The organism is Roseobacter fucihabitans (assembly GCF_014337925.2).
Lineage (GTDB): Bacteria > Pseudomonadota > Alphaproteobacteria > Rhodobacterales > Rhodobacteraceae > Roseobacter > Roseobacter fucihabitans.
Window position 1 is genome coordinate 3693023 of record NZ_CP143423.1, and the last position, 24708, is coordinate 3717730.

At 57.9% G+C, this 24708-nt stretch carries 25 protein-coding genes and 1 pseudogene; 9 read left to right on the plus strand and 17 right to left on the minus strand.

Going from position 1 to position 24708, the window contains the following annotated elements; all coding sequences use genetic code 11:
- The first annotated feature begins 28 nt into the window (after positions 1-28).
- From ROLI_RS18180 to recR, 3 genes are all read left to right on the plus strand, one after another.
- Positions 29-1795 (plus strand): DNA polymerase III subunit gamma/tau, encoded by a 1767-nt coding sequence (locus tag ROLI_RS18180; RefSeq protein WP_187430588.1) that lies wholly within the window; start codon positions 29-31, stop codon positions 1793-1795.
- Between the two features lie 81 nt (positions 1796-1876).
- Complete coding sequence (locus tag ROLI_RS18185; protein WP_187430589.1) at positions 1877-2221, plus strand: YbaB/EbfC family nucleoid-associated protein; 345 nt, start codon at positions 1877-1879, stop codon at positions 2219-2221.
- 49 nt (positions 2222-2270) lie between these two features.
- Positions 2271-2864: a recombination mediator RecR gene (gene recR, locus ROLI_RS18190; protein ID WP_187430590.1), complete on the plus strand. Its 594-nt coding sequence runs from the start codon at positions 2271-2273 to the stop codon at positions 2862-2864.
- A gap of 6 nt (positions 2865-2870) precedes the next feature.
- Here recR and ROLI_RS18195 read toward each other — a convergent pair whose 3' ends face one another.
- From ROLI_RS18195 to ROLI_RS18205, 3 genes and pseudogenes are all read right to left on the minus strand, one after another.
- On the minus strand, positions 2871-3212 hold the full coding sequence (locus ROLI_RS18195) for a RidA family protein (RefSeq protein ID WP_187430591.1): 342 nt from the start codon (positions 3210-3212) through the stop codon (positions 2871-2873).
- Between the two features lie 145 nt (positions 3213-3357).
- Entirely contained in the window at positions 3358-4536 is a 1179-nt protein-coding gene (locus tag ROLI_RS18200; protein WP_187430592.1) for a type III PLP-dependent enzyme, read from the minus strand.
- A gap of 597 nt (positions 4537-5133) precedes the next feature.
- Positions 5134-5288, minus strand: a pseudogene (locus tag ROLI_RS18205) (ATP-binding protein); the annotation flags it as partial.
- Positions 5289-6206: 918 nt separating this feature from the next.
- Between ROLI_RS18205 and ROLI_RS18210 the strand changes: the two are divergent.
- Complete coding sequence (locus ROLI_RS18210; RefSeq protein WP_405049032.1) at positions 6207-6308, plus strand: hypothetical protein; 102 nt, start codon at positions 6207-6209, stop codon at positions 6306-6308.
- A gap of 33 nt (positions 6309-6341) precedes the next feature.
- On the opposite strand, the gene ROLI_RS18215 is transcribed toward ROLI_RS18210, so the two are convergent.
- From ROLI_RS18215 to tnpA, 3 genes are all read right to left on the minus strand, one after another.
- The gene (locus ROLI_RS18215; protein WP_187430595.1) at positions 6342-6509 is read right to left on the minus strand and encodes a hypothetical protein; all 168 of its coding nucleotides are present in this window, start codon (positions 6507-6509) and stop codon (positions 6342-6344) included.
- Between the two features lie 327 nt (positions 6510-6836).
- A complete protein-coding gene (locus tag ROLI_RS18220; RefSeq protein ID WP_187428280.1) occupies positions 6837-7868 on the minus strand; it encodes an IS110 family transposase in 1032 nt (343 codons plus the stop codon).
- Positions 7869-8023: 155 nt separating this feature from the next.
- On the minus strand, positions 8024-8404 hold the full coding sequence (gene tnpA, locus ROLI_RS18225; protein WP_405048974.1) for an IS200/IS605 family transposase: 381 nt from the start codon (positions 8402-8404) through the stop codon (positions 8024-8026).
- 254 nt (positions 8405-8658) lie between these two features.
- On the opposite strand from tnpA, the gene ROLI_RS18230 reads away from it, so the two are divergent.
- Positions 8659-9246, plus strand: coding sequence for a lytic transglycosylase (locus ROLI_RS18230; RefSeq protein ID WP_187431793.1), 588 nt, complete (start codon positions 8659-8661; stop codon positions 9244-9246).
- A gap of 4 nt (positions 9247-9250) precedes the next feature.
- On the opposite strand, the gene ROLI_RS18235 is transcribed toward ROLI_RS18230, so the two are convergent.
- From ROLI_RS18235 to ROLI_RS18250, 4 genes are all read right to left on the minus strand, one after another.
- Entirely contained in the window at positions 9251-9856 is a 606-nt protein-coding gene (locus ROLI_RS18235; protein ID WP_187431790.1) for an outer membrane lipoprotein carrier protein LolA, read from the minus strand.
- Between the two features lie 106 nt (positions 9857-9962).
- Positions 9963-12785 (minus strand): DNA translocase FtsK, encoded by a 2823-nt coding sequence (locus ROLI_RS18240; RefSeq protein WP_187431789.1) that lies wholly within the window; start codon positions 12783-12785, stop codon positions 9963-9965.
- An 18-nt stretch (positions 12786-12803) separates the two neighbouring features.
- Complete coding sequence (locus ROLI_RS18245; protein WP_187431788.1) at positions 12804-13988, minus strand: aminotransferase class I/II-fold pyridoxal phosphate-dependent enzyme; 1185 nt, start codon at positions 13986-13988, stop codon at positions 12804-12806.
- A 106-nt stretch (positions 13989-14094) separates the two neighbouring features.
- On the minus strand, positions 14095-15423 hold the full coding sequence (locus tag ROLI_RS18250; protein WP_187431787.1) for an amidase: 1329 nt from the start codon (positions 15421-15423) through the stop codon (positions 14095-14097).
- A gap of 46 nt (positions 15424-15469) precedes the next feature.
- On the opposite strand from ROLI_RS18250, the gene ROLI_RS18255 reads away from it, so the two are divergent.
- Positions 15470-16732, plus strand: a complete 1263-nt coding sequence (locus ROLI_RS18255) for an FAD-dependent monooxygenase (protein ID WP_187431786.1) — start codon at positions 15470-15472, stop codon at positions 16730-16732.
- On the opposite strand, the gene ROLI_RS18260 is transcribed toward ROLI_RS18255, so the two are convergent.
- From ROLI_RS18260 to ROLI_RS18280, 5 genes are all read right to left on the minus strand, one after another.
- The gene (locus tag ROLI_RS18260) at positions 16729-16914 is read right to left on the minus strand and encodes a Trm112 family protein (RefSeq protein WP_316247494.1); all 186 of its coding nucleotides are present in this window, start codon (positions 16912-16914) and stop codon (positions 16729-16731) included. The genes ROLI_RS18255 and ROLI_RS18260 overlap by 4 nt on opposite strands.
- Positions 16911-17555 carry an LON peptidase substrate-binding domain-containing protein gene (locus ROLI_RS18265; protein WP_187431785.1) on the minus strand — a complete coding sequence of 215 codons (645 nt, stop codon included), beginning with the start codon at positions 17553-17555 and terminating at the stop codon, positions 16911-16913. The genes ROLI_RS18260 and ROLI_RS18265 overlap by 4 nt, the downstream gene beginning before the upstream one ends.
- A 27-nt stretch (positions 17556-17582) precedes the next feature.
- A complete protein-coding gene (gene trxA / locus ROLI_RS18270) occupies positions 17583-18500 on the minus strand; it encodes a thioredoxin (RefSeq protein WP_187431784.1) in 918 nt (305 codons plus the stop codon).
- 52 nt (positions 18501-18552) lie between these two features.
- A complete protein-coding gene (locus ROLI_RS18275; RefSeq protein WP_187431783.1) occupies positions 18553-19341 on the minus strand; it encodes an exodeoxyribonuclease III in 789 nt (262 codons plus the stop codon).
- Between the two features lie 275 nt (positions 19342-19616).
- On the minus strand, positions 19617-20303 hold the full coding sequence (locus tag ROLI_RS18280) for a response regulator transcription factor (RefSeq protein ID WP_187431782.1): 687 nt from the start codon (positions 20301-20303) through the stop codon (positions 19617-19619).
- Between the two features lie 161 nt (positions 20304-20464).
- Here ROLI_RS18280 and ribA point away from each other — a divergent pair, with 161 nt between their 5' ends.
- Positions 20465-21553 (plus strand): GTP cyclohydrolase II, encoded by a 1089-nt coding sequence (gene ribA, locus ROLI_RS18285; protein ID WP_187431781.1) that lies wholly within the window; start codon positions 20465-20467, stop codon positions 21551-21553.
- Positions 21550-22059: a L,D-transpeptidase gene (locus ROLI_RS18290; protein ID WP_187431780.1), complete on the plus strand. Its 510-nt coding sequence runs from the start codon at positions 21550-21552 to the stop codon at positions 22057-22059. Before ribA ends, ROLI_RS18290 begins: the two co-directional genes overlap by 4 nt.
- Positions 22060-22067: 8 nt before the next feature.
- On the opposite strand, the gene ROLI_RS18295 is transcribed toward ROLI_RS18290, so the two are convergent.
- Both ROLI_RS18295 and ROLI_RS18300 read right to left on the minus strand, forming a co-directional pair.
- Positions 22068-22721 (minus strand): YggS family pyridoxal phosphate-dependent enzyme, encoded by a 654-nt coding sequence (locus ROLI_RS18295; RefSeq protein WP_187431779.1) that lies wholly within the window; start codon positions 22719-22721, stop codon positions 22068-22070.
- Positions 22722-22824: 103 nt separating this feature from the next.
- Positions 22825-23844, minus strand: a complete 1020-nt coding sequence (locus tag ROLI_RS18300; RefSeq protein ID WP_187431778.1) for a porin — start codon at positions 23842-23844, stop codon at positions 22825-22827.
- 284 nt (positions 23845-24128) lie between these two features.
- Here ROLI_RS18300 and ROLI_RS18305 point away from each other — a divergent pair, with 284 nt between their 5' ends.
- Positions 24129-24635, plus strand: coding sequence for a DUF3576 domain-containing protein (locus tag ROLI_RS18305; RefSeq protein WP_187431777.1), 507 nt, complete (start codon positions 24129-24131; stop codon positions 24633-24635).
- Positions 24636-24708 lie beyond the last annotated feature (73 nt).

Sequence of the window (24708 nt, forward strand, 5' to 3'; positions counted from 1 at the left end):
ATCGAATCCCCTGCCACAAGGCCATTGCATGAGCGATACGGAAAAAACTCAATATCAGGTGTTGGCGCGCAAGTACCGGCCGGAGACATTTGCCGACCTTGTGGGCCAGGACGCGATGGTGCGCACGCTGAAGAACGCCTTTGAGGCGGATCGGATCGCGCAGGCTTTCGTGATGACGGGTATCCGTGGGACCGGCAAAACGACCACGGCGCGGATCATTGCGAAGGGCATGAATTGCATCGGAACGGATGGTGCCGGCGGGCCGACAACCGATCCCTGTGGGGTCTGTGAGCATTGCACCGCGATCATGGAGGGACGTCATGTCGATGTGATGGAAATGGATGCCGCCTCCAACACCGGCGTGGCCAATATCCGCGAAATCATCGATTCCGTGCATTACCGGGCCGCGTCAGCGCGATACAAAGTCTATATCATCGATGAAGTGCATATGCTGAGCACCGGGGCCTTCAACGCGCTTTTGAAGACGCTCGAAGAGCCGCCCGCCCATGTGAAGTTCATTTTTGCCACCACAGAAATCCGCAAAGTGCCGGTGACGGTTCTGTCGCGGTGCCAGCGGTTTGACCTGCGCCGGATCGAGCCGGAAGTGATGATTGCCCTGATGCGCAAGATCGCGACATCTGAAGGGGCCGAGATTGCCGAAGATGCATTGGCGCTGATCGCGCGGGCGGCGGAAGGGTCGGCGCGCGATGCCACGTCGCTTCTGGATCAGGCCATCAGCCATGGGGCTGGTGAGACCAGCGCGCTTCAGGTGCGTGCCATGCTCGGGTTGGCGGACCGGGGGCGTGTGCTCGACCTGTTCGATATGATCCTGAAGGGCGATGCGGCGGGGGCTTTGAGCGAATTATCCGCACAATACGCCGAAGGGGCGGACCCGATGGCGGTGCTGCGTGATCTGGCCGAGATTACTCATTGGGTGTCGGTTGTAAAAATCACGCCGGAGGCTGCGGAAGACCCCACCGTTTCGCCGGATGAGCGCAACCGGGGGCTGGCCATGGCCGAAGCCTTGCCGATGCGTGTTCTGACGCGGTTGTGGCAGATGCTGCTCAAGGCCCTGGACGAGGTGGCAAGCGCGCCAAATGCCATGATGGCCGCAGAAATGGCGATCATCCGGCTGACGCATGTGGCCGATTTGCCCAGTCCGGAAGAGTTGGTGCGTAAACTGCAAGGCGCAACGCCTCCCTCGACGCCTGCGCCCGGTCGCAGCGGTGGGGAACCTGCACAGGGTGCAGGCGCGCGTGCCGCGGGCGGGGGGGCCTCGGCTATCGCCTCGGCCCGCACCAACGCAAGCGGGGGTGGTGGCGCGGCGACCGCGCAGGCGCTTGATGTGGATGCGTCCCTCGCCAGATATCCAACCTTTGAGCATGTGGTTGAGTTGATCCGCGCGAAAAAGGATGAAGTCTTGCGGCTCCATGTGGTGCAATATGTGCGGCTTGTAAGCTATCAGCCTGGCCGGATTGAATTTGAGCCCACAAGTAATGCACCCAAAGACCTGTCGCAGCGGTTGGGAAGGCAATTGCAGAACTGGACAGGAAACCGATGGGCCATTTCCGTCGTCAGCGAAGGTGGCGGCAAGACAATTGATGAGATCGAAAACGCGCAGAAATATGCGCTCGAAGCGAAGGTCAATGAGCACCCTCTGATGCAGGCGGTCTTGGCGCAATTTCCCAAAGCCACAATCAAGGACATCCGCACGCCCGATCAGATCGCCGCCGCCGCCGTGCAGGAGGCCTTGCCGGAAGTCGAGGATGAATGGGACCCTTTCGAGGATCGATGAGCGCAATTACGCGCGCCTCTTGCCCCAAGCGGGCCTAACCCGCATATAACCGTTAACAGAAATACGAAAAAGGACGACAGGATGCTCAAAGGATTAGGTGGTCTCGGCGATATGGCCGGTATGATGAAGAAGGCCCAGGAGATGCAGGGCAAGATGGCTCAGTTACAAGAAGATATGGCCAGCCTGATGGTCGAAGGGTCGTCGGGCGCCGGTCTGGTAAAAGCCACCTGCACCGCGAAAGGCGAGCTGAAGACGCTGGATATTGATCCGTCGATTTTCAACGGAGATGACAAGGAAGTCGTGGAGGATTTGATCCTTGCCGCGATCAAGGATGCACAGACAAAGGCCTCCGAACGTGCACAGCAAGAGATGGCGAAACTGACCGAAGGGCTGGGATTGCCCGCCGATATGAAGCTGCCGTTTTAAGCCGCGTGTTGAATAGGGCGCGCGGGCAGGCGCGCCGGAGCCCGCGCGTATGAGCAGCACCAAGGACATCGACGCCCTGATTGATCTGATGGCGAAGCTGCCAGGCCTTGGGCCGCGCTCGGCCCGGCGCGCGGTGCTGCACCTCATTCGCAAACGCAGCCTGCTGCTCACGCCGCTGGCGGATGTCATGCAGACCGTCGCCGCCACGGCGCGCGAATGCCTCAATTGCGGCAACGTAGGCACGCTGGATGTCTGTGACATCTGCACCTCAGAAAAGCGCGCCAATGGCGAATTATGTGTGGTGGAGGATGTCGCCGACCTCTGGGCGATGGAGCGGTCGGGCGTGTTCAAAGGGCGGTATCATGTGCTGGGCGGCACTCTTTCCGCGCTTGATGCGATCGGCCCGCAGGAGTTGCGCATCCCGCGCCTGATCGACCGGGTGCCGTCGGAAAATATCACCGAGGTGATCCTCGCGCTCAACGCCACCATCGACGGGCAAACCACCGCGCATTACATCGCCGATCAGCTTGAGGATCAGGTACGCCTGACCTCACTGGCGCAAGGCGTCCCCATCGGGGGAGAGCTGGATTATCTGGACGACGGCACAATTACCGCCGCCATGCGGGCACGAAAACCGCTCTAATCAGGCTCAGGTATAAGCCGCATCCACGATGATCTCGACCTTCAACTCGGGACGCGCCAGTTTGGCTTCGCCGCAAGCGCGTGCGGGCGCGTAACCCTCGGGCACCCAGGCATTCCAGACCTCGTTCAAACCGGCAAAGTCACTCATATCGGCAAGCCAGATGGTGGCACGCAGCATGTGTTCACGTGAAGACCCCGCCTGGATCAACAAAGCGTCCAACCGACGCAGACACTCTTCGGTCTGCGCCTGGATCGTCTCGCCTTCGCCCACCTGACCGGTGATATAGGCCACACCCTGATGTTTTACGATCTTCGAGGATCTGACACCGGTTTCAATACGTTCGATCATGTTGGGTTCCTTGCGCTGGGTCATGTTGCGCTTGAATGACGCGAAACCGCGCAGAGCACAAGGCGGCATCACGACCCCTCAAATGCAAATGGCCGCCTGCCCCTCCCGAAGCAGACGGCCCTTTTCCACCGCGATAGGGTCTCGTTTACAAAACGACCACGTCAAGAGGTGGAAACCCGTTGAAGCCGATCGACGAATAGCTGGAGGTATAGGCCCCACAATTGCGGATCACGATACGGTCGCCATCCCGCAAGGCCAAAGGCAATTGCACAGGGCGTTTTTCGTAGAGGATGTCGGCGCTGTCGCAAGACGGACCGGCAAGCACGCAGGGGCCTGTTTCACCCCCATCATGGCGGGTGATGAATTGATAGCGGATCGCTTCGCCTTCGGTTTCGGCCAGCCCGGAAAAACGCCCCACATCAAGGTAAACCCAGCGATGCAAATCATCCTCGGACTTGCGCGACACCAACATCACTTCGGCCACGATATGCCCGGCTTCGGCCACCATGCCACGACCCGGTTCCGCCATGATCTGCGGCACATCGCCGAAACGGGCGCGGATCGCCCCCATCACAGCCGCCGCATAGGCGCGGGGGGCCTGTATCGTCTGGCCATAAAACGCCGGAAAACCGCCGCCGATATTGAGCAATTGCAAATCGTGGCCCGCAGCGCGCGCGGCGTGCCAAAGCGGTGCGATCTGATCCAGAACCGGGTTCCAGAACGCGGCCTCGCGGGTTTGCGAGCCCACGTGGAAGGATAGCCCGTAGGGTTGCAGGCCAACGGCCACGGCATGATCGAGCAAAGCTGGCAGGGAAGAGGCAGAACATCCGAATTTCCGGCTAAGCGGCCAGTCGGCAAGCGCGTTTTCGACGATCAGACGCACGTAGACCCGCGCGCCGGGCGCGTGTTTGGCGATCTTGTCGAGCTCTGCCTCGGAGTCGGCGGCAAAGAGGGTCACGCCCGCGCTGTGGGCAAAGGCGATGTCGGAGGCACGTTTGATGGTGTTCCCGAAGGAGATCGAGGACGCCTTGGCACCCTGCCCCAGGCAAAGCTCGATTTCCTGACGCGAGGCGGCGTCGAAACCGGAACCCTTCTTGACCAATGTGCGAATGATTTCCGGTGCCGGGTTCGCCTTGACCGCGTAATGGATGTGCGCTTGACCGAGGCCCGCTTGCAGCGTGTCATATTGCGCGGCGACGCGGTCCCGGCTGATGACCAGGGTGGGTTTGTCAAAACCGTTCGCAGCGATGAAGGCGGCGGCGGCATCGGCGAATACGGGAGCGGCGGCGCGTAATGCGCCGGGGATTGTAGCGTTCATGGTCATCTCCAAAGAGCAGGTGGGGCGTAAACCCCAGAAGTCGTTTCAAGAGACGTTACCGTCGCTACATAAACGCGGGTCAGTCGGAAACCGACCGGCCAGAGGCGCGTGCGTTGGCGTCTGTGAATCGGCGTTTATCCTCTTTGAAGATTCGCGCAAGTGTTTTTTTGCTGCATTTTTAGGGATGTGATCAAAGCTGGCAATTTAGGTATGACCCAACCTAATACGAGTCACCTTCGCAGGCTTGCGCAAATGCCTGAAAAGCGGACAGGTTTCCCGTTCGTTTGTCTTGATGATGCCAATCGCCGTTTTGGATGGTTGTTGTTGGAAATGGCAAAAACCAACCTCGGCCAAGCGGCACCCCACTCCCTATGCCCTTGTAGTCGCAGCTTTGCTTTGTGCATGGTTTGGCCACAACATACCGACCCATGTCGTATTTGAGGCCACTGGCTCTAATTCTAGACGTTGAACGCATATTTTCGCGACAGCGCTGCATAACTGCAACGGTTCTGGGGCCGCGATGTGACCCGCTCAGTCGATGTGTTTTTTTCGTCGTGATCTGGTCCGTGCCGATGCCTCCTGCCGGTTTTCGTTTCACTCAGCGCTGTCGTTGCCGATCTCGAGAATGTGACAGCTGTGGTGAGCTGATCGGGCAAGGCAGTGGTCATTTTAGCGTCACAAAAGACAATTGCCCATTCGCGGCAACTGAGGTTGGTGATGATAAGCACGCTGATGCGCGCGTAGAGCTTGCGCAGAAGCTGAACAGCGCGCCCGCTTTGCGGTTGGACCACCGCCGGATCATGCCGCCGGTCATAAAGCTCTCGGGCAGGGCTGTCGCCGAACAACCGAACACGCACAAATCATGCCAGGGGGCTTCACACAGCATCCATGGGGCGGCAGAGGCTTAGGACGCACATTTCCATTGGAAATTCCACGCGCGGGATGGGCGTTTGCAACACATAGGCTCGCACCTGAAAACGCCCTGATATGTGGTAGCTTGAAAGGGGCGAGCCGAAACTCAACGCGCTCACCGTCGATAGGGGAGGTTTCCGTTAAAAAAACCATTGGGTTTTGTGCTTTGAGGTTAAGCACGGCGCATATTTTGTGGAGCAATGAGAGGCGGCAGCCGCCGGACCATTGGGGCCGTGTTGGGAGGCTCGAGCTTCGCGGGATTCGAGCCGGTTTTGGGCGATTGCTGCGAGGTGAAAGCGTCTTGGACCGCTTCGCGCCAATCGAACTGGAATACCCCGTCTTATGCCTTTGAACACGCGCCCCTCGGATATGATAGCAAGACCGTTAAAAGCTATGTTGAGAGGGCTTTACAGGCACCGTGTTAGGGGCGCTTGCGGCCTAGCGGCGCGTTTGACCCCACGCATCACAAAGCGCCCCCCCTTCAGCGCGTGTTGCAACGGTCCCTAGGTATCGCGCGCCGATCTTTGGAGTTTACTGGTGCTGGCCGTGAGCGGATGGCAGCACAGGGAATAGGACAATGAGCGCGGCACTGGGACGATTCGACTTCAGCTTCCAGCCCTCACCGGATCACGAGCGCATTGACACGCTCGCCCAGCTCGACTTCATGACGACACAATGGCCCACTGCGGGCATCCGATCGAGTATTTACAAAATAGAGAGATGTCTTCCGCGACCCCGCCGTCGCAACCGCGCTGCTCAATCGCCTGCTTCATCACGCCGTCGTCGTCCAGATTGACGGAGCCCATTACCGGATGCGGGCCCACTCGGATCTGATCCCGGAACATGCCCCCACAAACGCTCAATAACACCGCCGCCCACCCGAAAAATGGCACTGCAAGTCACATCAACAGCTGACAGCCGAAACCGCCGAACTGGGAAAATTTGAACTCCCGTTCACGGCGGAATACTTGCTCGCCAGCCGAGGCCATGATGCAGATCGGCTCCGCGAAGCCTATCAACAAAGCGCCATCTGACACCGGCACCGAAATACTTTCTTTAGAACTCAAAAATATCTCAAATAATTAATAACAGCAACTCTGGCACTAAACCACGACCGCCTTTTATGGTTACCGCCTATGGTGCAAGTTGTTTTTGACGCTGTAAGCATGTGATTGAGTGCGGTCTTCTATCAGGCCTTTGAGTGCGGCACTTCAGCAGCCGCTGGCCGGTATGGTGATCTGCGGATCAGGTCCAAATCTGACGTACGAGCTTTGCTGCTCAGCCGGTAGTCTTGGTTTTCCTAATCCAGGTCTATTCGATCAATTTGCCCATTCAGGTCATCGACTTCTCACACCTCCTTCACCGACGTCAGATTGCTGTGCGCAGAGCTAGCGTCATACTGCTGCTGCCGCCTGCGTCGGATCTCTGTAATCTTCATTATGCGTCATCATGGCCCAGATCGCGCGCGCCATTTTGTTTGCCAATGCGATTGCCACCAGCATCCGAGGCTTTCTCTCTAACATTCGCGCCAGCCACGAGCCTGGCCGGATCGACTTGCGTCCAAGCCAGTTGAGCCGCATCATTGCTCCAATGATCAAAAGCCGGCGAATGTCAGCCTGCCCTGCTTTTGAGATCCGCCCAAGCCGGGCCTTGCCGCCTGAGGAATGTTGACGGGGCACCAAACCAAGCCAGGCGGCAAAATCCCGCCCACATTTAAAACTGCTCATCGGCGGAGCAAAAGCTTCAATAGCTAACGCCGTTAGAGGTCCAACGCCTGGCATCGTCTGTAATTGCCGGGTTAAATCCGCATTCTTTGACAGGACCTTGGCTTTCTTCGTTTTGGCTTCAATTCGGGCTGTCTTCTCGGCGATCTGTAAAATGAGATCTCGGCACGCTTCAAGGGCCAGTTCAGGTAGCTCTCCGTTCGATCCCTCAAGGGTGGCCTCGATACGCTTGAGGTTCGCAATGCCTAGCGGAAAAACATGGCCATATTCATACATCACCGCCCGAAGAGCATTCACCAATTCTGTCCGATGGCGAACAAGGCGTTCTCTGGCTCGGAACAATACCGCCCGGGCCTGCTGCTCTTGTGTTTTAGGCTCGACAAAGCGCATCTCAGGGCGCTGTGCTGCAATCACAATGGCTTCTGCGTCCGCCGCATCATTCTTCTGCCGCTTTACGAAGGGCTTTACATACTGAGGAGCAATTAACTTTACCCTATGTCCAAATTTTACCATCTGACGAGCCCAGTAGTGAGCACCACCACAGGATTCCAGAACCACTACACAAGGTGGGTGATCTGCCATAAATTTATGAAACTGCGGTCGCGAGAGCTTCTTTCGAAACTTGACCTCCCCAGTCATAGATGCTCCGTGAACTTGGAGCACATTCTTTGCTAAATCCACCCCGATCATAGTATCTTTCATCCTGCCGCCCTTTCCGTATTGTGAGTTTCAACACCACATATTGGCACATTGCGATGCCGTCTGGGGAGGGCGGCAACCATCCCGTCTGGCGTCGGTAGGATTGGTGATATGCTGTTCCAGATACTGAAGTACGATGTCTTTGGTCCCTCTCGGGATCATGCTGCGCATGACCCTGTCGGGCAATGGATGGCACCGTTGGTGGTTGAAAAGTACCCACGGCCCCAAAAGTGCCTGCCCCAATAGCGTTTTTTGAGATGGGGGAACCCTTGCTGTATTTTGTGGGACGACCTGCCCTTCATCAGCCGTACCAGATCACTGATTGCCAGTTTCGGTGGGACCGACACGAACATATGAACGTGATCGCTCGACAAAACGCCCTTGATGATCTCGACGCCGCTCTGCGCACAAACCTGGCGGAAGATATCACGGACCCGCAAGCGCAACAGGCCGCACAGTACCTTGAACCGGTATTTCGTCGACCAGACCAGGTGATATCTGTGATAGTAAACGCAATGTTTGCCGGTCGAGTATTGCATGTTCTTATCCTCCCCGGAAATGAGCCTTAAGACCTGCGACGGCTCATTTCTGGGGAGGATAAGATCATAAGACGATTCTTCGTGCTAAAGCACTCCCGTCTGGAAGACGGGGGGTTTAGACCAATAAGTGGATACTAAATTCTACGCCTAACACCTAAAAAACGCCATTTGAGTCGGATATGCTCATAAATCTTGATTCCCAAAACCAGATTTTTGCGCTAGTGTCAGACAAAATAAAAAAGAGCGAGAGGCAGATGAGCAGAACTCTTCGCGCGATGACACTGGTTTTATTGGTCGCCTCTTGCGGGGGTGGACAGGGAACTGCGCCGCGTCACCTTGACGATGCGTGCAGAATTGCCAGCGAGCGCCCAGAATACCTTAAGGCATTCCGAAAAACGGAACGGAAATGGGGCGTACCCGTTCACGTACAAATGGCGACGATGCATCAGGAAAGTAAGTTCATTTCCAACGCCCGAACGCCTCAAAAATACGCATTGGGTGTGATTCCGATGGGTCGGGTATCAACGGCTTATGGGTATGCTCAGGCGCTGGACGGCACCTGGGATGATTACAAGAAAGCAACCGGCAAACGATTCGCCCGCCGCGACCGCATCCGGGATGCGTCTGATTTCATGGGCTGGTATATGGTTACAAGCCGGTCGAAAAATGGCATTCCGCTGACGGACACACGCAACCAATATCTCGCTTATCACGAAGGCCACACAGGCTACGCCCGTGGCAGTTATAATCGAAAATCATGGTTGCTGAATGTCGCCAACAAGGTAGACCAGCGCGCCGACGTCTACCAAGCGCAGCTTGCGACATGTAACCTCAGACGCTGACCGGCTACCGATCCCGGTGCTGCAGTGCCACGCCGGGATCAAACAACGTGTTACGCAGGCTCATACCCGTTTCAAATGCCCCGAGAACGACCGTCGTCTGGCCACCATTTGCGTCGTTGATGACCCACTGGCGCAATTGTGTCGGCGCATCTGTGAAGCTCATCTGTATCGTCCCATATTCGGAGTTTTTAGGGTCCTGCGCCGTCACAATGGTCGCCGTGCCGTCATAGTCATGACCCGTCACCATCCGCGCCTGCTTCAAGTTGACCTGGCGTGCCAAAATAAGGGACAAAGGCGTTTTGCTCAGCGGATAGGTTTCGGGCGGTTGGTTCGATTTTTTGTCAATAATAACAACGGCGTTTGCGCTGGCGAGCACAAGCGCCTGTTCGGGGGGGTCATATTCAAAACGCATCTTTCCAGGGCGGCTGATGTAAAGCGTCCCACTGCTCGTCGTGCCGTCATCATTGACCTGCGTAAATCTGCTCTGCGCCGTTTTCAAGCCGTTGAAATAGTTTGATATTTCATCCAGAGAGAGTTTATCCGCCAGAGCCGGAAACGCGGAGAACGCCGCGCAGAAAACCGCCCAAACGGCCATACGAAGATGTTGCATCAAACACTCCCAAACAATCCTACCTTCGATATGTAAACACGGCAGGCTCGTTATACGATGCCACTGACGGAATTTTTACCGCTGCCCACCCATGTTCCCGGCAAGATCAGCCCTGTTCCGGCACCAGAATCTCGCGTTTGCCCACGTGGTTGGCGGGGGACACCAGCCCCTGCTCTTCCATCTGCTCGACCAGACGTGCGGCCTTGTTATACCCAATCGCCAGTTTGCGCTGGATATAGCTGGTAGAACACTTGCGATCCTTGATCACAACTTGCACCGCCGTGTCATAAAGCGCGTCTTCACCGTCAGTATTGCCGCCCAGACCCAGCACCAGATCAATGTCGTTTTCCTTATCATCAGACGGGCCTTCAACCACGCCGGAAATATAATCCGGTGCGCCGTAGGCCTTGAGGTGGTTGACGATTTCTTCGACCTCTTCGTCCGACACAAACGGCCCGTGACAGCGCGTAATTTTCGCGCCCCCCGCCATATAAAGCATGTCGCCCATGCCCAAGAGCTGCTCTGCGCCCATCTCACCCAAGATCGTACGGCTGTCGATTTTCGATGTCACCTGGAACGAAATTCGCGTGGGGAAATTCGCCTTGATCGTACCAGTGATTACATCAACGGACGGGCGTTGCGTGGCCATGATCAGGTGGATGCCGGAGGCGCGCGCCATCTGCGCGAGACGCTGGATGCAGGCCTCGATTTCCTTGCCCGCGACCATCATCAAATCGGCCATTTCGTCCACGATCACCACGATATAGGGCAATGCGACGGGCGTGTTTTCCTCCGTCTCAAACACCGGCTCACCGGTCTCCTCGTCAAACCCGGTTTGCACCGTGCGGGTGAACAACTCGCCCTTGGACAGCGCCTCGCGGACGCGGCCGTTGTAGCCTTCGATGTTGCGCACACCCATCTTGGACATCTTGCGATAGCGCTCTTCCATCTCGCCCACGACCCACTTCAGGGCGACAACCGCCTTTTTGGGGTCCGTTACGACGGGGGACAGCAGGTGTGGAATACCGTCATAAACGCTGAGTTCCAGCATCTTTGGGTCGATCATGATCATGCGGCATTCATCAGGGCTGAGCTTGTAAAGCAACGACAGGATCATGGTGTTGATGGCCACCGATTTCCCCGAACCGGTGGTCCCCGCGATCAACAGGTGGGGCATTTTCGCCAGGTTCGCCACCATGGGATCGCCCCCGATATCCTTGCCCAAGGCCAGCGGCAGGCGCATGTTGCTATCGCCAAAATCACGCGCGGCGAGGATTTCGCGCAGAACGACTTTCTCGCGGGTCTCATTGGGCAATTCGATCCCGATCACGGAACGTCCCGGCACCGTCGACACCCGCGCGGACAGCGCCGCCATGGAGCGCGCGATATCATCCGCAAGACCGATCACACGGGAGGCTTTTAGACCGGGCGCGGGTTCCAATTCATACATCGTGACGACGGGACCGGGGCGCACCGCAACGATTTCACCTTTCACGCCATAGTCATCCAGCACGGATTCCAGCATGCGGGCGTTTTCTTCCAAGGCTTCATCGCTCAGATGCAGACGCGGCACTTCAATAGGGTTTTCCAGTAGATTCAGGGGCGGCAATTCGAAACCGGGATGGCTGTCTTCAAAGGACAAGGCGGGTTGCGCCTCTTGCTTTGCACGGGTCGAGGGTTGCACCGGTTTGCGGTTCAGTTGCTGCACAACACGGCGTGGCTCTGGCGTCGGGATCACCGGGGCGACCGGCAGCGGCAGGTCCTCTTCGAGGTCGTCGATCGGATCCATCCCTTCCGGGGCAGGCGGAATTGATGTCATGTGCGATGCGGTCAGGGGCGGCTCGACACGCCCTGTAGCCGGGTCCAACAGCAATGGATCCGGGCCGCGGCCCCGCCCCTTGGTTAAGGGTGCCGTGATCGGCAATTGAATGGATTTACTGCTGCGCGCCCGCGATTTAATCACATCTGCAATGCGGGCCTTGATACGGTCCTCGCCGGGGGCACCTTCGAAATCTTCCGTCAGGTCGTATTCAACCAATTCAGGTTCCGGCAGGGTTTCGGGACGTTTTACCAGCCCCGGCATCCGCGCAAACAAGCCGACTTTGGGCTCAACACGGGTTTGCTGAAACGCCGGTGCGTCCTCCATCGGGGCGACTTCGGAATGAACTGTTTCATCTGCGGCCATCTGCGCCGCCGCTGCGCGTGCTTCACGCGCCTGTTCACGTTTTTCTGCGTGGCGAGCCGAAAGAGTGTGCGCCGTACTCAATGCACCGCTCGCACCGCGCCCGAGCAACGCCATGACACCCGCATAGACCATCACCAGCCCGACCAACAAGAAGCGGCCAATGCGCACCAGTTCCGCACGCGTGAAACCGGTTACAAATGCGCCAATCGCCAGGATACCAACCGCCATAAGCACCGACATAAGCTTGACCGTAAAGGTCGAGCCGATCGGCAACAGCGTCAGCAAAGCCCCCATGACGGTATCACCGAACAAGCCCCCAAGGCCAAAGCTATGGGTGTCCAGCCAATTGCCATCCGGCGTCAGCGTCGCCGCATAAATCGAGCCAAGCGCGATCGCAATCGGTACAAAAATCAACCGCCCCAACGCGCGTTCCGCCCCCTGGTGCAGCGCAAACCGTGCGCCCCATGCTAGCAAAGCGACACCAATGCCCCAGGCTCCCCAGCCGACAATCATGAACAGCGGTGCGGCCAGCGAGGCCCCGGTGCGCCCCAGCCAGTTTTGCACGGGCGCATCCGTCGAGACCATCCAGTTGGGATCATCCGGCGTATAAGAAGCGATCATCGCGCAGGCCATGAGGCCCAGAGCGATCAGGACCAGACCCAACAGTTCCTTGCCCCGTTTTTCGACCGCCGCCGCCATGTTGCTGTCCAGCAGTGGGTCGCGCCCCCGTGTTTGATATGCCATGCTCTGATTCCTCGTTAATTACTGCGGATAAAGGCAGTCGCGGATCAATTCGATCCCACGCGCCGTTTCCGCTTTTGGGGCCACCATCGCAGCCCTGATATATCTCTGACCCGGATTTATGCCGTTCCAGTCCTGCGCCAGATAGCCACCGGGCAAGACCCGCACGCCCGTCTCGCGCCACAGCTTCACCGCTGCGGCCTCGTCATTTTCTACCGGCAGCCACAGAAAAAAGCCGGCCTCCGGGCTGGCGTATCCTGGCACATTGCCCAAAATGCGATCCGCGATATCGTATTTCTCAACATACATCGCGCGGTTTTCGATGGCATGCGCTTCGTCATTCCAGACCGCAGCTGCGGCCGCCTGCAACGGCAGTGGCAAGGGCGCGCCCGCAAAATTGCGCAGCTGTTTGATTTCGCGAATATTATCCGCCCCGCTGGCGACAAAACCGGACCGTAATCCGGGCAGGTTGGAACGTTTGGACAGCGAGTGAAAAATCACCACCCGGTTGAGATCCGCGCCCAGTTCATGGGCGACCTGCAGGGCTCCGACGGGCGGCGTGTCACGGTAAATCTCGGAATAACATTCATCGGCGAAGATTTTGAAATCAAACTTCTCTGCCAGATGGATCAGGTCGCGCCAATATTCCCGGCTCGCCACAGCACCCTGCGGATTGGCCGGGGAGCAAATAAACGCCGCCGTCGTGCGGTTCAGCACGTGATCGGGCAGATTGGCAAAATCCGGCAGATGCCCGTTTTCCAACGTCGCCGGGACCATGATTGGATCGGATGTGACCGACAGCGCCGCAATCATATAGACCTGATAGAACGGGTTCGGCATCAAAATCGCGGGCCGTTCGCCATTTTTGGTTTCAGGACAAAGCGCCATGACGGCGTTATAGAGCCCCTCGCGCGTGCCATTGAGCGCCATGACCTGTGTGTCGGGATCGAGCACAACATCGTAACGGCGTTTCACAAAACCGCTGATGGCCGCGCGCAATTCCGGCGAGCCATCATTCGGGGGATAACTGTTAAAACCGCTGGCATTCTCGGCGATCACATCCATGACCCAGGCCGGAAAGACATGTTTCGGTTCGCCAATGGTCATGTGGATCGTCGGCCCACCGCCCTCGTGTACGTCCAAAAGAGCACGCAAACGTGGCCACGCATGTGCCGGAAGGTTCGAAAACCGCTCAGGATACACCATCAAAACTGCCTCAGATCGGGATCATTCACGTCCCGTTTAACCTAAACTACCCAAGGCGGCGGCCTGCGTCCACAAAAACGCGAAGTATATTCGCGATTTGTGGCTTTTACGCCAGTGCCCGTTCCGCCGCGATGCCCAGACGCAAAAGGGCGGCCTCGCCATTTGGGGGTGCCATCAGCATGATCCCGCAGCTTGGCGTGCCCGTCGGCAGGGTCAGGGCGCAGAGCCCCATCAGATTGCCAATTCGCGTGTTGCGCAGGGCCATCAGGTTTTCCGTTATGTAATAGTCATGATCGGTGTTGAGCCGTTCCAGATTTGGTGGCAGAATCGGCGCTGTCGGGAGGATCACCGCATCATATTGCGCCGTCGCTTGCCCGTAAGCCAGACGCGCGGCCTCCAAGGTTGCCCAGGCCGCGACATAGTCAGGTCCGGATTGATTTTTTCCCAAACGGAAACGTTCCAGAATTTCGCTGTACATCGCCTGCGGGTTGGCCTCGATGACATCACGCCAGAGGCCATAAGCCTCTGATGTATAAAGACAAGTGCTCTGCGCCAGGGCGGTTTCGACTTCTGGAACGTCTATGGTTTCGATCTGCGCACCAGCGGCTTGCAACCTGTCGCTGGCGTCCTGAAAGGCGCGCATCGGCGCATCGCGCACGTCCTGAAGCACCACCGTGTTCAAGACCGCAAAACGTTTATCCGCGAGCGTGGCACCGCGCAGATCGAAGGGGGCACGCCCCTCCAGAGCTGCCGTAATCAGGTTGGCGTCCTCAACCGAACGGCAGAGCGGCCCGACCGTGTCGAATTTCAACGCAAGCGGCACGACACCCTCAAGGCTCAACCGGCCCGAGGTGGTTTTCAGCCCGACCAGATCGTTCCACGCGGACGGAATGCGCACGGACCCGCCGGTATCCGAGCCAATACCCGCCGCCGCCAACCCAAAAGCGACCGAGGCCGCCGCACCCGAGGAGGACCCCCCCGGCACGGCACCCGCGTCATTGACGCAGGGCGGCGTATTAGTGCTGGGGTTATAGCCGAGGCCCGAGAACGCCAGTTCACTCATATGGGTCTTGCCCAGACAGACCAGCCCCGCAGCGGTTGCGTTTTTCAACACGCGTGCATCATGTTCCGGCACGCGGCCCTGCAACAGGTTCGACCCCGCTTCGGTGCCGATGCCCGCCGTGTCGAACAGATCCTTCCAACTGATCGGCACACCATCGAGCAGGGATAGGCGCTGGCCCGAAGCGGCACGCATAGCAGCGCCCACCGCTTCCGCCAAAGCGCGCTCCGGCGTGAGACGCGCGTAAATCCGGTCCCTCAGATCATGCCTTTCAATCGCATCCAGAAAGCTCTGCGCCAAGGCAACCGGGTCGATCTCGCCCGCGCCAATGCCGCGTCCAAGATCCGCCGCCGTCATTTGCAACCATGCCTGCATACCATCATCCCCGGTGTTTTAGCACAGGGTAGCGACGCTAGCGCGCATGGACAATCCCCCGCTGTGCACCCTATTGAAGGGTATGGATTTTGAGAGTGACATCATCATTGTGGGCGGCGGGTTGAACGGTCCCGCCTTGGCCTTGGCGCTGGCCAGCGCGGGCCAATCGGTGACGCTCATCGACGCGCTCCCCCTCAAAACCCGCAAAAACGTGGCGTTTGACGGGCGATCCTATGCGTTGGCCTTGACCTCGGCGCGTTTATTCCGGGCCTTGGGGGTTTGGGACACCATCGAAAATCACGCACAACCCATGCTCGACATCAAGGTCAGTGACGGGCGCGCGGGCGAAGGCCCCTCCCCCTTCTTCATGCACTTTGATCATGCGGAGATCGAAGAAGGTCCGATGGGCTATATGGTCGAAGATCGCCACCTGCGTCCCGCGCTGCTTGACGCGGTGAAACAGGTCAAGGCGATCCGGCAGATCAATGCGAATCCGGTTATCGCGCAAGAGGTCGACACAACCGGCGTTACGGCGCATCTGGCCTCCGGCAAATCCCTGCGCGCCAGGCTTCTGGTGGGATGCGACGGGCGCGGTTCCGGCACAGCGCAGCGGGCGGGTATTGCGCGAACCGGGTGGAACTATGACCAGACGGCGCTGGTGTGCGCGTTGAACCACAGCTTGCCGCATCACGGTATTGCACATCAGTTTTTCATGCCCGCCGGACCGCTCGCGATCTTGCCGCTTACAAGCAACCGTTCCTCTATCGTATGGAGCGAAACCACGCAAAATGCGCGTGATATCAATGCGATGGACGATGCTGATTATCTGAATGTCCTGCGTCCGCGGTTTGGCAGTTTCCTGGGTGACATATCGCTCGCGGGCGCGCGCTTTACCTATCCGCTCTCCCTTTCGCTCGCCAATGATCTGGTGGCGCAACGGGTGGCGTTGGTGGGAGATGCCGCACATGGCGTACACCCGATTGCCGGGCAAGGCCTGAATGCCGGGATCCGCGATATCGCCGCCCTGGCTGATGTCATCGCTGATGCGACGCGGCGGGGCGAAGACATCGGCGCCGCACCGGTTCTGTCGCGTTATCAACAATGGCGCCGCTTTGACAATACGGCACTGGCGCTGGCCACAGATACATTCAACCGTTTGTTTTCAAACGATAATACCATTCTACGCGGGATACGTGATGTTGGTATGGGAGTAATCGCCAGCATGCCGGGCTTGCGCCGCAGTTTCATCCGCGAAGCGGCCGGGTTGACCGGCGACCTGCCGCGTTTGCTCAGGGGCGAGCCACTTTAATCCAGCCTGCGCGCTTCATCGACAAGCAGAATGGGGATACCGTTGCGGATCGGATAGGCGAGGTTCGCGGTCTGCGAGACAAGCTCCTGCCGGTCACTGTCATATCTCAGAGTGGCGTGGCTGCGCGGGCAAATCAGCGCCTCCAGCATCCGCCGATCAAACGTGACCTCGGTCTCGCTCACTGGATCATTTCGCTCTCGTTACCGCCTCTGAGCTGATATTCGATAAGCGTCACAAGTGTTTCGCGGCGCGTCGACAGCGACGGTGCCTCCAACAGCGCCTGTTTATCCTCGGGGTCGAAATCGAGCATCATGGATAGTGAATTTATCAAAAGCTCATCATCAGCTTCTTTCAACGTATCCCAATCCGCGGACAACTGCTGGGCATCGAAATACCGCTCCAAAAGGATGGTGAAACGGTCCCGGTTGAACCCCGCGTCCGTCTCGTCCGGCCCAAGGTCCCGATCAAACCCGTCCCATTTGACTTCGCAGCGCCGATAAGGCGTGAAGCCCTGCACTTCCTGAACCACACGAAACCGCGACATGCCGCCCAGCGTAATCAAATAACGCCCGTCTTCGGTTTCGGAAAACTGCGTAATGCGGCCCGCGCAGCCGATGGATTGCAACCCATGACCGCCGCGTCCCGGCACCTCATTGGGTTGCACCATGCCGATCAGACGCGTGGGCGTCTTGAGCGCGTCTTCGAGCATCTGCAAATAGCGCGGCTCGAAAATATGCAGTGGCAAACGCGACCGGGGCAACAGCAAAGCGCCGGGCAACGGAAATATCGCAATCGTGTCGGGGAGCTCTGCGGCTTTTATCATATCTAGAGACCTAGCCCGCGCCGTGCATCAGGCAAATATCATCGAGCTCAATTTACGTCGTCCGTTCAACATGATCGGATCATTGGCCTTCAGCGCTTCAAAAATGGTGAAAAGCTGCGCCTTCGCCGCGCCGTCATTCCACTCGCGGTCTCGACGGAAAAGCTCTAGCAACTCCCCAACCGCCCCTTCGACGTCACCATTCGCATGCAGGGCCAGCGCCAGATCGAACCGCGCCTGCGGATCGCCGGGATTGGCCGCGACGGCGGCGCGCAATTCATCGACCGGGCCAGCGCCTTCGGCTTGGCGCGCCAATTCCAATTGCGCATGGGCCGCTTCAAGTTCGGGGGCCTTAGAAATCTCGGCGGGCGCACCGTTCAGGATCGCCTCGGCCTGATCAAACTCGCCCATCGCGATATGGGCGCGCACCATGCCACCATAGGCCGCCGCATGATTGGGATCCTCGCCCAGGATCGCGGCAAAGGTCTGCGCCGCATCCGTCGCGGCCCCCTCCGCGAGCATTTCTTCTGCGGCGGTCACGGCTTCGGCCAGGGCCTCCCCAGGGGCTTCACCACCGCCAAGCTTTGCCACACGGTCCACAAATTGCTTGATCTCCGACTGTGGCACGGCCCCTTGGAACCCGTCCACGGGCTGGCCCTTATGAAACGCGTAAACCGTCGGGATCGATTGAATTTGCAGCTGCCCCGCGATCATCTGCGCTTCGTCTATATTGACCTTGACCATCTTGACCGCGCCCTTGGCACCGCGCACGGCCTCTTCCAACTGAGGTCCCAGCGTCTTGCACGGGCCGCACCAGGGCGCCCAGAAATCCACAATAACTGGCGTGCTCTGGGACGCTTCGACCACATCGGCCATAAAGCTCGCTTCGCTCGTGTCTTTGATCAGATCATCCGCCGCCGGGGCAGCACTCAGGTTCAGGTCCATCATCTTGTCGTCCTTACGCTTGCGTCAGGTTTTATATGGGCGTGTATCGGGTTTTTCAAAGGTCAAAGCTGGCAAATACCGGCGCATGATCACTGGGTTTCTCCCATCCGCGCGCAGACCGCAAGACGCGACTTGAATGTGCCGCCTGGGATATATCCCCGCTGGCCCAGATATGATCAAGCCTGCGCCCCTTATCGGCTGCGTCCCAATCGCGCGCCCGGTAAGACCACCAGCTATAGAGCAGACCTTCCGGAATGTCCTGGCGCGTGATGTCCACCCAATTGCCTGCCTCCTGCGTCTCGGCCAGATGGGCGACCTCGATGGGCGTGTGGCTGACCACCTTCAACAGTTTTTTGTGGTCCCAAACATCATCTTCGCGCGGCGCGATGTTCAAATCTCCGACAAGGATGGATTTTTCGGGCCGGTTGCCCCGAAACCAGTCCCGCATATCAGTGAGGTAGTCCAGTTTCTGGCCGAATTTTTCATTAACGGTTCGATCCGCGACATCCCCCCCGGCGGGGACATAGAAATTATGAACGGTAACGCCGCTTTCCAACTTGCCCGCGATGTGGCGCGCATGGCCGAGGGCCGCAAAATCATGCGCGCCAGCTTCTTGCATCGGGATTTTCGACAGGATGGCGACGCCGTTATACCCTTTCTGGCCCCGCGCGACGATGTGCTTGTACCCAATGGCTGCAAAGGCCTCAAACGGCATTTTGTCCACCGGGCTTTTGCATTCCTGCAAGCACAGAACGTCCGGACCTTCTTCGGCCAGTAGTTTGACCACCAATTCTTCGCGCAGGCGGACCGAATTAATATTCCAGGTGGCGAGAGAAAAAGTCATTGGGGGCTCCGTTTCAAATCACAGCGCACCCTAACGCAGGTCGCATGGCTCCGCCACGCGATTCACAAGATACGGGTCTCGGCTTGGATGCATGTGGTGTAATGGGGTACGGAAGGCGTCAGACAAAAAAGGACCGGGCACAAGGCCCGGCCAAGTCCAACAGGGAGGTGCACGTCAAACACCCGGACGTGCGCGGGATTCGATTACCGGATCAGCATGACTGCCATCCGATAAGATTAATATAGAGACAAAATGGTTAACAAAAACCAAACATCTTACGACATGAGACGATAACCGCCCGATTCTGTGACCAAAAGGCGCGCATTGGAGGGGTCAGGCTCGATTTTCTGGCGCAAACGGTAAATATGCGTCTCCAGCGTATGTGTCGTCACCCCTGCATTATAGCCCCAGACCTCATGCAGCAGAACATCGCGTGCGACCACACCGTCCGTGGATCTATACAGGTATTTCAATATGTTGGTCTCTTTTTCTGTCAGGCGCACCTTCTTGTCGTCTTCGGTGATCAGCATTTTCATCGAAGGCTTGAACGTATAGGGGCCCAATTGGAACACTGCGTCCTCGGATTGTTCATGTTGACGCAATTGAGCACGAATACGCGCAAGCAAAACCGGAAATTTGAACGGTTTGCTGACATAATCATTCGCGCCCGCATCCAGACCCAGAATCGTATCGGCATCACTGTCATGACCTGTGAGCATCAGGATCGGGCTTTTGACGCCTTGTTTGCGCATCAACCGGCACAGCTCACGCCCATCCGTGTCGGGCAATCCGACATCCAGTATCACCAGATCATAGAGCGCCTCCTTGGCGCGGACCATGGCATCGGCACCATCGGCCGCCTCGAAGACATCGAAGTCTTCGGTCATGATCAATTGCTCGCTCAAAGCTTCGCGCAGATCATCATCATCGTCGACCAAGAGTATCTTTTTCAATTGTGCCATTCTGTCTCTCCCTTACGTAGCTTAGAAATGTGCGTTCACGGGCCATCTCGCAAGCATGTTGCAGTTTCTTTCACGCGCTCGTGTTACAATGCCCGGTAAATGTTTCAATTCGGACATAATTAACCTAGATCAGGGACATAATATGCGGGCGTTGTAACATCATGAGCATCAAACCAGACATTACCGAATTGATTGCGCGGGCGCGTTCGGACCTGCGCATGGGGGTGCCGGTTGTGCTCAATGGCCCCCATCCGGTGGTAATCGCCGCGCTGGAAACGCTGGATGCAAAACGGTTCCCGTCGCTATTGTCGGTCGGCGACGATACCGTCATCGCGATCACGGCGCGCCGGGCGGAAACCCTGAAAGCCCGTGCCTATGACGGGGATCTCGCGCGCGTTATAGTGCCAAAGGGGGCGACCCTGTCCTGGGTGCATGGCATTGCAGATCCTGCGGGAGATCTGAGGACCCCGATGAAAGGCCCGCTGAACTGCGCCCGCGGGGGTGACGCTGCGGCGCATCGCGTGGCGTTGACGTTGTGTAAGACCGCCCGGCTGCTGCCGGCTTGCCTCGTCACGGCAGTAAGCGATTCGTCAGAGTTTGCGCGACGCAACGGCCTGACCTTGCTGTCCCTCTCTGACGTGTTGCCACATTTATCGACACGCAGCCCGCTGAGCGATGTCATCAGCGCGCGATTGCCGCTGGAGGTGTCCGAAACCGGCCGGTTGCATGTCTTTCGCCCCCAGGACGGTGGCGAGGAACACTACGCCGTCGAAATCGGCAGGCCGAATCGCAGCCAGCCGGTCCTGACCCGCCTGCATTCCGCCTGTTTTACCGGGGATCTGATGGGGTCGTTGAAATGCGACTGCGGTCCCCAACTGCGCGCGGCTCTGGCGCAGATGGGACAGGAAGGGCATGGCATCCTGCTCTACATGAACCAGGAGGGGCGCGGCATCGGTCTGGCCAATAAAATGCGCGCCTATTCGCTTCAAGATCAAGGGTTTGACACTGTGCAGGCCAATCATCGACTGGGATTTGAGGATGACGAAAGAGATTTTCGTCTGGGCGCGGATATTTTGAGCGCCATGGGATTCTCTGCGGTGCGGCTTCTGACAAATAACCCCAAAAAGGTCGAAATGATGCAATCCAGCGGCATTGATGTGGTCGAGCGCGTACCGCTCAAAACGGGCGGGAACCGACATAATCACGCATATCTGGCAACCAAAGCCCTTAAATCGGGGCATTTACTGTGACGCCTGATGATCTCGTGCTCACGCCCATGGGCTTGCGGTTTCAGGGGCGCATTTATCCCTGCACGCTTGGCAAGACCGGGGTGACAGTGCGCAAACGTGAAGGCGATGGCGCAACTCCGATCGGGACACACCGCATTGTGGGCATGCTCTATCGACCCGACCGCATCGCGCGCCCGGTGGGTTGGGCGCTGCCCATTGGTCCGCGGGATTTATGGTCGGACGATCCATCGGATGACGATTACAACATGATGGTGCGCGCACCTTTTGGCCCGAGCCATGAAAAGCTGCGCCGCGCCGACCCGCTCTATGATCTGGTGATCCTGACGGATTGGAACTGGCCCTATGCTATCAAGGGGCGCGGCTCCGCAATATTCATCCACCAACACCGCAGAGCAGGGTTCCCGACCGAGGGCTGCATCGCCCTGTCGCGCGGACATTTGCACAGCATCGCCCCGCGCATACGCTATCGGACACGCTTGGTGATCAAGGCGCAGCGCACCCCGTAAGGTGGGCTTCAGGCCACCACCCGGTCCCCAAAGATTGCCGAGCCGACACGAATATGCGTCGCCCCCAAGGCAATCGCCTTCTCGAAATCCCCACTCATGCCCATGCTCAGCCCCTTGAGCCCATTGCGTGCCGCAATCTTGGCCAGAAGTGCAAAATGCAGCGCGGCTTCTTCATCGGCGGGTGGTATGCTCATCACACCAACAACGGGCAGGTCCATTGCACGGCACGCGTTGATAAATGCATCGCTATCGGCAGGTAAAACCCCCGCCTTTTGCGGCTCTTCACCGGTGTTGACCTGAATGAAAAGCTGCGGACAATGCCCTGTCTCCTGGGCGAGACGTGCAAAGGTTTTCGCCAGTTTTGGTCGATCCAGCGCATGGATGGATTGAAACAACTCGAACGCCTGGCGCGCCTTGTTGGTTTGCAAAGGCCCAATCAAATGTAGGTCAATATCTTCAAATGTGTCGCGAAACCCCGGCCATTTCCCCGCAGCTTCCTGCACGCGGTTCTCACCAAAACATCGGTGCCCCTGTTCCAGGACCGCTTGCACACGCGCATCGGGCTGGATTTTGGACACAGCGATCAATTTGACCGATCCCACGGCACGACCCGCATCTTTTTCTGCCTGCGTTACGCGCTGTTGAATATCCTGCAATCCCATGTCGTACCTCCGCTTGGTTTCGTTGAATAAAGATAACGCCCTGCGCCAACAGAAAAAGGGCAGACCCGAAGGCCTGCCCCAAATTCAGGTCGTGACGTTTGACTTAGAAGTCGAAACGAACACCCAAGTCAGCAATTGTGTTGCCGGATGCGTTCTGACCGGCCATGCCGGACAGGGATACACCGCCACCCAGGGAGTGGGTGAAACCCAGACCGAAGGATGTGTCATTTGTCGCTGCACCACCATCGGAGACGGAAGCAACCACATTTGTTGCAGCACCAACCGGAATGGAGGCGGATGCACCAAATACGGTGTCAGCATCTGCTTCAAAGTCGGAGACCAAGAAGGAAACATCTGCAACACCCAGCGAACCGTTTGCTGTGATGACCCAGAAGTCGTTGTCCGAAGCAGCTACTGCAGGGATTGCAGCAGTGAAGGTTGTGGCATCAGCAGCAACTGCGGCACGCGCGGTCTGCTCGAACTTGCCGTAAGCTGCGCCAACGGTCCAGCCGCTGAACGTGTAGGATGCACCGATTTCATATGAGTCGCTGAAATCACCGCCGGCTGCTGTGCTGCCGTCATTTGTGTCGTGGTCATCTGTCCACGAACCCATAACTGCGAAATCACCGATTTCATACTTGACGTTGATGCCGTTGTTACCCGCGCCTGTGCTTGCGAAAGCTGGCAGGGAAACGCCGCTGTTTGCATACTGACCGGTTTGACCAACGAGACCTGGCTCGAAGCCGAAGTAGTTTACAACTTCTGCGGAGTCTGTAACGCCGGAGATGTTACCAACGCGAACGCGCAGGCCACCGGAGGATGCTTGGAAACGCGCGCCGGAGAATACACCCTGGTTTGCGGAGTTGTCGGCATTTTCGTTCGCTTCAACACGGATACGTGCGGCGAAGCGGATGCCACCGTCTGTTGTTGTCGACGAGTCGATGTTCAACCGGTAGCGGCTTTCCAGGCGGGTCTCTTCCTGCATGACGCCATCAGACGCACGATCTTCTTCGTACAGGATACCAAAACGGCCGTAACCGCTGAAGTTGAAGTTTGCGATGTCAGCGCCTGCTACGCTGGCTGTTCCGACCAGTGCTGTAGTGGCAATGAGAAGTTTTTTCATGAACTTGTCCTCAGGTTTCTATTCGTTGTTCAATGGGGGAATCCCTTTTGAACCTGAGCCGTGTTTGGCCGCTAACCGCCCCCTTTGGCAAGAACTTGAACAAGGCTGAGGTGAGAGGCGCAGGAAATGGTGCAGCTTTGCCACACTCTTTGCACCCCAATGCCCCATTGCCACCCGATTAAGATGATCCAGCACAACCGGGCGATGAAACCCATCACATCGCCCTTGTCCCTGCGCCCTCAGATGGACTAACCTGCACGCCAAATGGATTAGCGGGCACTCACATGAAACGAGCAACACTATCAAGGGTTTTGGGCCTCATCGCCGTCACGGGCGCTTTGACCGCTTGCGGATCGGGGACGGGTACATCAAGCAGCGCACCCGTCGTGGGTTCCCAGGATGCGCGCACATTAGACAATGACACAACACGCATTGTTGAGGGTGCCGGGGCGAGCACGATCTGGGACGCTTTTCGCGGGCAGAACACTGAAACCGTTGTCGCCGTGAACAAGTACCTGTGGTCCGCGTCGCTTGAGGTGTTGAACTTCCTGCCGGTCCAGACGGTCGATCCCTTCACCGGCGTGATCGTAACGGGCTACGGCACACCGCCCGGCAGTGGGCGATCTTATCGCGCGACGGTCCTGATCAAGGACCCGGCTCTGGATGCGCGCTCCCTTAACGTGGCATTGCAGACCCGAAACGGCCCTGCGGATGCGGCAACCGTGCGCGCGGTGGAAAACGCCATCCTGAGCCGGGCACGCCAGTTGCGGATTGCAGACAATAAGCTTTGAGACCGGCCCAGAGACGAGGTCAAAAATAATTTCTGCGCCGGTGCCCGTGTAAACTGCGGCCCCGGCGCTCTGA